A 10,381-nucleotide genomic window follows, 5' to 3' on the forward strand; every position below is an offset into this window, starting at 1 on the left:
AAAGGCAGAAGGCAGAAGGCAGAAGGCAGAAGGCAGAAGGGAAGAAAGATTAAAAGTTTATTTTCTTCTTGTCCCCTTGTCCCCTTGTCTCCTTGTCTCCTTGTCCCCTTGTCCCCTTGTCCCCTTGTCCCCTTGTTCCCTACCTAATCATTTTCCCCATTTGGTTCTATATCAACACGCCAACGTTTACCGCAGTTTTTGCAACTGTATTTTTGTTGACCGTTAGTGTATCCCTTTTCTTTAACTTTGTTAGAACCACATTTTGGACAAACTACTTCTGTGATTATCCAGCCTTTTGTTGATGATTTTTTACCTGTTGTTTGTTCAGGGGTTGGCACTTTTTCGGCTACTTCGGTGAGCAAGTCAGCAACATTTTTTAACTGTTCTGTAACTGTTTTTTCAACATTTAAATTTTCTACTATCTCAGTAGTAGGAATTTCTTGAATAGGTGCTTGGCTAACTGTTTCCGGCTCAACAACTATTTCTGAAGGATTTTCTGTTTCTGGTGTTTCTAATGGAGCAACTTGTGTCTCTAATGTACAAACTTCTACTAATTCTGAGGGAGTTTCTATAGCAGAATCTTCGTTGCTCAAAGGTGTTACTAATAACTCCTGTGAAGGTTGAGTTTCTAATACTGGAGGAGTTGAATTTTCCTGTAATTTTATTTCTGCTGACGCTACTTGTTCAACTGGCAATTTGCCATTAGTTGAAGTTTCTGGTAAATAATTTGTTGCTACTTGGACCTCAACGGTTTCTTGGGGAGTAACTGGGGTTCTCGGAGTCCAGTTGGGATCGGGTGCGGGAATTTTCGGCAGAATGATTAAAGGTTTTTGTGGTTGAGTTTCTGTGCTCTGGCTTAAACGACTGATGCGATCGCCTATATTTTCCTGAATACTATAAGCAACTGGTAAAACAGTCTGCCCAGAAACCGCTTTCTGAACCAACGCTGCTATATGTTCGGATGGATCGGGAGGTGGGCCGAAATTTTCCGCAACTGGCGCTGGCGATGATATGTTTGTCGCCGGAAAATGCGATACTGATGAAGCCAAGCTGGAATGATTTTCCTTGGTTTCTGTTAACTCAGATTCCCGCACTGGGGGAACGAATCTAATTGCACGCGCTAAACGTCGATATTGCTCTAGGTGATCTGTCACATTCTGCTCCTAATGTTTAAGAGTTGCTATTCAATTTATTCTTAATGTAGTCCACTATACTAAAATAAGGAGCAAAACTTGAAAAAAACGATATGATTTTAAGTTTGAACGTAGTCGTAAGTTTAATTACAGTTGCTTAATGTTTAATTTACAATCGTAGGCAAAAATGAAAGATTCCTTCCTGCTGCCTCTCTACAATCATCAACAAATAGATTTATCGATCGCTAACCTGAGTAACAGACTGATGGCATCAGGTCTGAAAAGGTAATTTACAGCTATGTATGATGACGACGACCTGACCCTACTTGACCCGGAAGCTGATCTGCAAAGTCCCTTGGATCAACTAGAACCGCTTGACGAAGAAGAGGTTGCTAAACCCGATCCAGAGGCAATGTTAGCACTGTTGAATGCAGCCCAAACGCCGCAAAGAATGGTAGCAGCCAGAGCTTTTTGTGAATTACAAGACCGACGCGCTATTCCTCATTTAATTCGCTTGCTAACTGATGCTTGTCCGTTAGTAAGGGTAAGTGCTGCTTATGCTTTGGGACGTAATCCTAGTGCTGATGCTGTAGAACCATTAATTAACCAATTAAACCGAGATTGGAATGGTTATGTCCGTAAAGGAATTGTTTGGGCGCTGGGGAACTGTCGCGATTGCCGTTCGGTCGCTCCTTTGACAGATGCTTTAAGAACCGATATTTCGGCTGTACGTTTATGGGCAGCTAGTTCTTTGGCGCAAATGGCTGAGTTAGGCTACGAAGCAGTAGTCGCCTCTATTCCCCCGTTAATTGAAGCTTTAATTCAAGACCCTGTAGCTGCGGTGCGGAGTAACTGCGCTTGGTCTTTGGGGCAACTCTGTCGGGAACTACCATCAAATGTGGTTTATGCTGGTGCGATCGATGCTCTCATTCAAGTGATGGAAGATGACGAAGATATGGGAGTCAGAGAGGACGCGAAAGCTTCTCTGTTACGAGTTGGCGACCCTCGCGGACTACAAGTAATTGAAAAAATGGCGCAAGAAGAAATAATATCATCCGAGAATTTATTGTAAGGGAACAGGAAAAGGCAGAAGGCAGAAGGCAGAAGGCAGAAGGTAAGAAAGGCGGAAGGCAGAAGATGAAAATTCTCCTTGTCCCCTTGTCCTATATTGGGTTGGTAGTCATGTTTGAGTTAAGTAGACTCGATGTACTGGCTATCCAACAAAAAGTTGCCTCTAGCGAAGCGCACGCCCCAATAACCTCCGGGACGGCGATCGATCACGACTCCTTCTTCACCTAACTTAATTACATCTGGCGGACGTAGCATGGGCATCGGTTCGGCAGTTTTCACGTAAGGTGGTAATGCTACGACTCGGACTTTTTCCCCAATGAGAAATTCTTTAGTCATTTTGAATGTCAGGATTTTCGATTTCCTAGTTCTTTGTTAGGACTTTAACCTTTGTTGAGGAAACAAGGCAAGGACTAAAGTCCTGACAACAAACTTATTCCAAAATCGCTAGTGCAGCGCGGCGAAATGATTGAGCAGCTGAAAACAGCTAGAAAGCTGAACATAAAAGCTGATCAAACCCTTCTGCCTTCTGCCCTCTGCCTTCTGCCTTCTTGTACTAGGGTGCTTGCCAGATTTTTTGATGATATTTTTCTACATCTGCGTAAGGATCTATGACAGGGTGTGAGTGGTCGTGACTATGGCTATGTCCATGATGATGATCGTGGTCATGATCGTGGTGACGATCGTGAGAATGTCCGTGACTGTGGCTATGTCCATTGCCGTTTTTAGTTACAGCTGCAAGGCGAAATTTACAGATTTCACAGTTCATTTGGACTTCGCCTAGTTGGGTTTCAATTTCCCGTTCTCGCATTACTTGTAAAAGTTGGGGATGAATGCCCATTTCTGGCAAACAAATCATTTCTATTTCGGGAAATTGTGCTTGTTGTTGGGCGGTAATGTCGAAAATCTTTTTTACTAAAAGTCCGGTAAATAGGAAGTAAGGTAAAACGATAATCCGCTTTGGTTGATAAAGTCTAGCGCGACGAAATCCTTCTTCTAAACGTGGGTGAGTAATGCCGATAAAGCAGGTTTCTACTGTGGAATAACCGCTACCTTCCCAAAGTATTCGTGCTAGTTTGTAAACGTCGCCGTTAGCGTCTGGGTCGCTAGAACCACGCCCGACAAATAATAAAACTGTTTCGGAACGGGGATGTGTTTCGCTGTCTAGTTCGGCTAAACGCGATCGCCACAATTCCAATATATTTGGTGTAATTCCAAAATGCCGTCCGTAGTGAAATTTAAGTTCGGGATGTCTAATTTTAGCGCGGTCTAATTCGTTGGTAATATCAAATTTGTTATGGCGGGCAGCAAATAATAAAATCGGTAAAACTGAGAGTTCTGTGTAACCTTGTTCGATGCAGCGATCGATCCCTTCTTGAATTGTCGGCTCAGTTAATTCTAAAAAACATGGTACTACGGGGCGCGATCGATCTAACTCTTGATAAGCAGCCGCAAAATCCAAAAAACTCTGTCTTCCCTCTTCATCTTTAGTCCCATGACCAACCATTAATAATGGTCTTTGTACGGGTAATCTAGGCAATTCTAAATTCGTTACAGTAGTCAAAGTCGATAAACTTACAGTAGGCATCAATTAATTATCCTTTCTCCTGTGCGACGCAGGAAAATAAAGTGGACGTTAACAAGTAGGCGTTCTGGCTAGCGATATAGACAGTTGAAAGACTGCGTAATCTATATTTTGCTTACAGCTGCGGCACAGCCCCGGACTTGCACCGAGTTTCCCTACGTTGCTAAGTTTAGTCTGCTTTGATATCTTAGCGGATTCAATGCTTTAGTGAAATGGGGGGGGAGAGGATTGTTGGGCCAGTACAGCTATTAAATATTAATATAAAGTGAGTAATTAGTTAATTTATTAATAATCATTTTATCCCTTGTAACTAATTGTGTAGTACAGCGTTGGGTTTACAATTTTCATATATTTTTTTTATAAATTTATTTATTAGTTTGTCACAAGTTGATTAGGAAGTATTGTAATATGAACCGTTGCAAGTCATTAATTATCGCCTTTTCCTTGACAATGACTGGGCTAGTTAGTTGCGCTCAAAAACCCTCTGTAGAACAGGCAAAAGTACAACTTTGTACCTCTATAGCAGCTTATAATCAAGCAGTAGCATCCTTGAATGCAATCAGTGGAAGTTCAACAGTTGGTCAATTAAAAGATGCTCAGAAAGAAGTTAAGAAAGCAAAAGAAGCAGTGATTGAGGCAGCTAGTAAATATCAGAAAGCAGAAGTTAATCAATTAAAACAGTCCGCTAATAAACTGGAAAATAAAATTGCTAGCATTCCTGACAAAGCCACTTTAGCTCAAGCAAAGCAGTCTATTGCACCTGATGTGGTAGCCGTGTTAGCTTCTGTGAAACAAATAAATTCGCAATTGCAATGTCCTTAAACTGAGTAATTATTAAGAAGGGGAAAAGACAAGCATTTTTTAGCTTGAACTTTTCCCCTTTTGAATCACATAACATACTTTGGACTTATAAAGTCTCGATCGCTTTGTTAAGAAATCAATTAAATGTTAAACTCCGAAGGTCTACTGATGATTTCTTCATAACAAATTCGTGGTGGGAAACTAGGGGCAAATATGCAGGCACAAGCCATAGAATAATGGGAGTTTGTGTGAGAAATAACCAATAATCCTTCAGTTTGAGGATTATATTGTTTGAGCAACTCTTCTGCTCCAAATAATTTAACCCCTGGATCGTTATGCAGCATTAACCCCATTGGTAATTCAATGGCACCGGAAACTTCTTTTACATTGGGTAGATTAACAATCACCAAACAGCGACCATGTTCTAACCAACCTTGATAGGCTAGGGCACCTAACATAATATCTTTAGATTGAACTAAAAGTTCTCCACATATTTGTAATCCTAGTATAATTTCCTCTTCCAAGGAATCTAGCTGTAGATTTTGTTTCCGGGGATGACTGTATTCATAGTTCATAATCAACAAGGTAACTTGATTAGCTTAACTCTAAGTTAAGCCAATTAAAATTACGCTGAATCTGTCAGGGGTGTTAAAGTTAAATATTCCTTAAGAGGTGTAGTGCGATCGCTCCCATGAATTAGAGACTTTGGCGTAAATTCGATTAAACGGTAAGGCTGGGTTCGTTCCTTTAACCTGCTTAATTAAGGAAACTCATCTATTCTAGTAATAACTCAAGTTGCTACTTACCAACGTGGTGATAGGTAGTGGGTAGTGGGTAGTAGGTAGTAGGAATCCCATTACCTACTACCTACTACCAACCTCAATTTAATAACTAGCAACTTGCGTTAATAGAAAAAATTTGTCAAATGACATCCCATTTTACTTTAAAATTGTTACAAATATAAAGAGAAACCGAAAAGTTAAGCAGATGATTTGTTGCAAAAATTTAGTGAAATGTTTCATTTCGCAAAAAAAGTCTTTTATTTAAAATAATTAAATGACTAATTGTTAAGTAACTAGCTATGCTAGTCCGGCAATGGGTATTCCAAGAATATAGGACTTTAATCTTTTAGTTTATTGCGATCGCACCAAAATGCCCTGGGCTTATGAAAACTGTATTTCCCGATCATGAAAAAAAACGATTAGCAGCCCTGTACCAGTATCAAATATTGGATACTCCAGCGGAAGCAGTATTTGATGAATTAACTAATTTAGCGGCTGAGATTTGTGAGACACCGATCGCTTTAATTAGTTTAGTAGATGCAGAAAGGCAATGGTTTAAATCTAAATTAGGGTTGACAGCTAGCGAAACTCCCCGCAATATGGCTTTTTGTCATCATACTATTTTGCAAAAAGAACCTCTGATTGTTGAGGATGCCCAGAAAGATGCAAGATTTGCTAAAAATGCTTTAGTAACTAGAGAACCATATATTAGATTTTATGCAGGTGCGCCTTTAATTACATCTGATGGGCTTGCTTTGGGAACATTATGCGTAATCGATCGCATTCCTCGAAAACTGACGAATAAACAAATTACTGCACTTCAAGTATTAAGCCATCAGGCGATTAGTCAACTAGAATTACGGCAAAATTTAGTGGGATATGAACGAACTGAAAGTTTGCTAATAGCCCAACAACAAATGTTAGAAGCAATTAATAATAGCACATCTGTAAATCAAGTGTTAAATGCAGTTACCCAACAACAAAAAGAAATTCTGCAAACTATTTTTGACCATATTCCTGTGATGTTGGGCTTCTTCGATCGAGAAGGAAAGCTGCAAATAATTAACCGAGAGTGGATAAATATTTTGGGGTGGACTTTAGAGGAATTACAAGAATCGCCAGATATCTTAACAAAATTTTATCCCGATCCAGAGTATCGGCAAAAAGTTTGGGAGTTTATTAAAAATGCAGAGGATCGAAAATGGCAAGATTTTACAACTCTGGTTAAAGAAGGGCGGTTGCTAAATACTACGTGGGCAAATGTAAAGCTTTCTGATGGGAGGACGATCGGTATTGGTCAAGATATTACTGAGCGCAAACTGGCAGAGGGAAGCTTAGAAAAGTCTCATAAAGAATTAGCAGATTTCAAATTTGCTTTGGATGAATTTGCGATCGTGGCGATTACCGATCGTCAAGGTACAATTCAATATGTTAACAATAAGTTTTGCCAAATTTCTGGTTATACACAGGAAGAATTAATCGGAAAAAATCACTGCATAATCAATTCTGGCTATCATTCTAAAGTCTTCTTTCAGGAAATGTGGAAGACAATTTCTCAAGGAAAAATTTGGAAAGGTGAAATTAGAAACCGAGCTAAAAATGGCAGTATTTACTGGGTAGATACAACCATTGTTCCCTTTTTGGACGGTCAAGGAAATCCTTATCAATATATTGCCGTTCGTAGCGATATTACAGACCGCAAACAGGCAGAAGAAACCTTACGTCAACAAGCTCAAAGAGAAAAATTACTAGCAGAAATTGCTCAAAGAATTCGCCAATCTTTAGACTTGGATGAAATTCTCAATACTACTGTGACAGAAGTTCAGCGGTTGCTGGAGAGCGATCGGGTTTTGATTTTCCGCTTTGAACCAGACTGGAGCGGATTTGTTGTTGTAGAATCAGTTAATCCTAATTGGCAACCAATTTTAGGCGCAAAAATCTCAGATTCTTTCTTCAAAGATACTGCTCTGAGGGAATCTTATGAACGAGGTGGAATTCAAGCAGTTGAAGATATTTTTAACGCAGGTTTATCGCCCTGTCACATTGATTTACTCAATCAATTTCAAGTTCGTGCTAATTTAGTTGTGCCCATTTTACAAGAAAATAAATTATGGGGTTTATTAGTTGCTCATCATTGTTCAGAACCTCGAAAATGGCAAAATTGGGAAATAGAATTACTGAAACAATTGGCAACTCAAGTAGAAATTGCCATTCAACAATCACAACTTTATCAACAAGTACAACAGGAACTAATTGAACGTAAATTAGCAGAACAAAAAATCAGAGAACAAGCTGCTTTGCTGGATGTGACAACTGATGCAATTTTAGTTCGTGACCTGAATCATCGGATTTTGTTTTGGAATAAAGGAGCCGAAAGACTTTACGGTTGGAAAAAAGAAGAAGTTCGCGACAAATGTGCTAATAATTTGCTCTATTGGGAAACACCACCACTGGTGGAAAATATCTATGAAACTGTTCTTAAAAAAGGAGAATGGCAAGGCGAATTGCAACAAGTAACAAAAAATGGCAAGGAAATTGTGGTTGAAAGTCGTTGGACTTTAGTACGTAATTCAGATGAAAAACCAAAAGCGATTTTAATGGTGAATACTGATATTACACAAAAAAAATTAATGGAACGACAATTTTTGCGATCGCAACGCATGGAAAGCATTGGCACTCTAGCAGGAGGAATCGCCCATGACTTGAACAATATTTTAGCTCCCATTCTGATGGCAGTACAACTTTTACAATTACAAATTACTAGTCCACAGGCAAAACAATGGTTAGAAATTCTCGAAGATAGCACCAGAAGAGGTAGTGAATTAATCAAACAAGTTTTGTCTTTTGCACGAGGGTTAGATGGTGAACATGGAGTTTTACAAATTCGCCATTTGATTAAGGAAATTAAGAAAATTGTCGAAGAAATTTTTCCCAGATCGATCGAGATTTACACTGATGTATCTAGAGATTTGTGGTCAGTTTGTGGGGATGCTACTCACCTACATCAAGTATTAATGAATTTATGTGTTAATGCCCGTGATGCGATGCCTAAAGGTGGGACTTTAACTATTAGCGCCGAGAATTTAGTAATTAGCGAAAATGATGCCCAGTGGCAAATCGATGTTCAACCTGGATCTTATGTAGTTGTTACAGTTAGTGATACAGGAAGTGGTATTGCTCCAGAAATTCTCGATCGCATTTTTGAACCTTTCTTTACCACAAAAGAAGTTGGTAAAGGCACAGGATTAGGACTTTCCACTGTAATTGGAATTATCAAAAGTCATCAGGGATTTATTACTGTTTCCAGCAAATTAGGTAAAGGTAGTGAATTTAAAGTATATCTTCCTGCTGTAGAAGGCGCACCAGATTTATATGAGGAAGAATGGGAATTACCAATAGGAAACGGTGAATTAATTTTAGTTGTAGATGATGAAGCTGCGATTCGAGAAATTACCAAGAGTTCGTTAATAACTTATAATTATCAAGTTTTGACTGCTAAAGATGGAGTAGAAGCGATCGCTATTTATGTAGAACATAAAAACGATATTAAACTAGTATTAGTAGATATGATGATGCCAGTATTAGATGGTGCTAATACTATTCGCACCCTGCAAAAAATCAATCCCCAAGTTAAAACAATTGCCTCTAGTGGATTAGTATCCGGTACACATTTACAAGAAGTAGGACATATCACTGCTAATAAATTTTTATCTAAACCTTACTCAACTCAGGAATTACTAGAAGCAATCAAGGATTTATTAAAATAATATCAATAAATTCTTTCCGTTGTAACGACTTCAGTCGTATTCCTGTCCGTTGTAACGACTTCAGTCGTAGCCCTGTCCGTTGTAACGACTTCAGTCGTATTTCTGTCCGTTGTAACGACTTCAGTCGTAGCCCTGTCCGTTGTAATGACTTCAGTCGTTTTTTTGAAAAATTGAAGGACTAAAGTCCTTACAACGAACCCTATTTAGCAACAGTTTTTTGTGGAGATTTCACTTCATTGTGAGAAGCAATACCTTGCTCAAAGTCACTTACATTGCTTAAGGTTGTTTCACAGATATTTCGCACAGCTTCTTCAGTGAAAAATGCTTGGTGTCCAGTAACAATTACATTGGGAAAAGTTAACAACCTCTGGAAAACGTCATCCTGAATAATTGCGTTAGAAAGGTCTTCAAAAAATAATTCTCCTTCTTGTTCGTAAACATCTAAACCCAAGTAACCGATTTTGCCAGATTTTAACCCAGCGATCACTGCTTCGGTATTAACTAATGCACCGCGACTGGTATTAACGATCGTGACTCCAGTTTTCATTTGGGCGATCGCCTTCTCATCAATTAAATGATAAGTTTCAGGAGACAAAGGGCAATGTAGAGAAATAATATCCGAATTAGCAAACAATTCTGGTAAATCGACATATTTAATCCCAGAAGCAGCATAATCGGCATTGGGATATAAATCATAAGCCAAAACTTGACAACCGAAACCTTTCATTAAGTTGCCAAAGATTTGCCCAATTTTCCCCGTACCAATTACGCCAACTGTGCGACCATGAATATCAAAACCCATCAATCCTTCTAAAGCAAAATTTCCTTCCCGAACTCGGTTATAAGCTCGGTGAAATTTCCGATTTAAAGTTAAAATTAAACCGACGGCGTGTTCTGCAATTGCATAAGGTGAATATGCCGGAACGCGCAAAACAGTAATTCCTAAATCTGCGGCTGCTTGTAAATCTACATGATTAAAACCAGCAGAACGGAGAGCTAATAATTTTGTGCCTCTTGAAGCAATTATTTCCAATGCTTTAGCATCAGCATTGTCATTTACAAATATACAAACTGCGGGAAAATCTGCCGCCAAAGGAGCAGTATTAGCATTAAATTCGGCTGTAAAAAACGCTAATTCATGCCCATATTTTTCATTAGCAGCTTCGAGAAAACGGCGATCGTAAGGTTTAGTGCTAAAAACTGCTACTCTCATGGTGATTGGGTATTGGGGACTGGGGACTGGGG

General features: G+C 39.1%; 8 protein-coding genes and 1 riboswitch. Of the genes, 3 read left to right on the top strand and 5 right to left on the bottom strand.

Going from position 1 to position 10,381, the window contains the following annotated elements; translation table 11 throughout:
* Positions 1–143: 143 nt before the first annotated feature.
* Positions 144–1,154, bottom strand: coding sequence for a transposase-like zinc-binding domain-containing protein (locus IQ264_RS29015; RefSeq protein ID WP_193985567.1), 1,011 nt, complete (start codon positions 1,152–1,154; stop codon positions 144–146).
* 277 nt (positions 1,155–1,431) lie between these two features.
* Between IQ264_RS29015 and IQ264_RS29020 the strand changes: the two genes are divergently transcribed.
* Positions 1,432–2,205, top strand: coding sequence for a HEAT repeat domain-containing protein (locus IQ264_RS29020; protein ID WP_193985569.1), 774 nt, complete (start codon positions 1,432–1,434; stop codon positions 2,203–2,205).
* A 119-nt stretch (positions 2,206–2,324) separates the two neighbouring features.
* Here IQ264_RS29020 and sipA read toward each other — a convergent pair whose 3' ends face one another.
* On the bottom strand, positions 2,325–2,540 hold the full coding sequence (gene sipA, locus IQ264_RS29025; protein WP_193985571.1) for a regulatory protein SipA: 216 nt from the start codon (positions 2,538–2,540) through the stop codon (positions 2,325–2,327).
* A gap of 217 nt (positions 2,541–2,757) precedes the next feature.
* A complete protein-coding gene (locus tag IQ264_RS29030; RefSeq protein WP_193985573.1) occupies positions 2,758–3,789 on the bottom strand; it encodes a sirohydrochlorin chelatase in 1,032 nt (343 codons plus the stop codon).
* 36 nt (positions 3,790–3,825) lie between these two features.
* Positions 3,826–3,992: riboswitch (cobalamin riboswitch) on the bottom strand.
* 202 nt (positions 3,993–4,194) lie between these two features.
* Here IQ264_RS29030 and IQ264_RS29035 point away from each other — a divergent pair.
* Positions 4,195–4,608 carry a hypothetical protein gene (locus IQ264_RS29035; RefSeq protein WP_193985575.1) on the top strand — a complete coding sequence of 138 codons (414 nt, stop codon included), beginning with the start codon at positions 4,195–4,197 and terminating at the stop codon, positions 4,606–4,608.
* A gap of 119 nt (positions 4,609–4,727) precedes the next feature.
* Here the strand turns inward: IQ264_RS29035 and IQ264_RS29040 are convergent, their stop codons facing one another.
* The gene (locus IQ264_RS29040; RefSeq protein WP_193985577.1) at positions 4,728–5,162 is read right to left on the bottom strand and encodes a hypothetical protein; all 435 of its coding nucleotides are present in this window, start codon (positions 5,160–5,162) and stop codon (positions 4,728–4,730) included.
* A 590-nt stretch (positions 5,163–5,752) separates the two neighbouring features.
* On the opposite strand from IQ264_RS29040, the gene IQ264_RS29045 reads away from it, so the two are divergent.
* A complete protein-coding gene (locus tag IQ264_RS29045; protein WP_193985579.1) occupies positions 5,753–9,136 on the top strand; it encodes a PAS domain S-box protein in 3,384 nt (1,127 codons plus the stop codon).
* A gap of 199 nt (positions 9,137–9,335) precedes the next feature.
* Here IQ264_RS29045 and IQ264_RS29050 read toward each other — a convergent pair whose 3' ends face one another.
* Complete coding sequence (locus tag IQ264_RS29050) at positions 9,336–10,349, bottom strand: 2-hydroxyacid dehydrogenase (RefSeq protein ID WP_193985581.1); 1,014 nt, start codon at positions 10,347–10,349, stop codon at positions 9,336–9,338.
* Positions 10,350–10,381 lie beyond the last annotated feature (32 nt).

The sequence above is a fragment of the [Phormidium] sp. LEGE 05292 genome (assembly GCF_015207735.1).
Lineage (GTDB): Bacteria > Cyanobacteriota > Cyanobacteriia > Cyanobacteriales > Aerosakkonemataceae > Floridanema.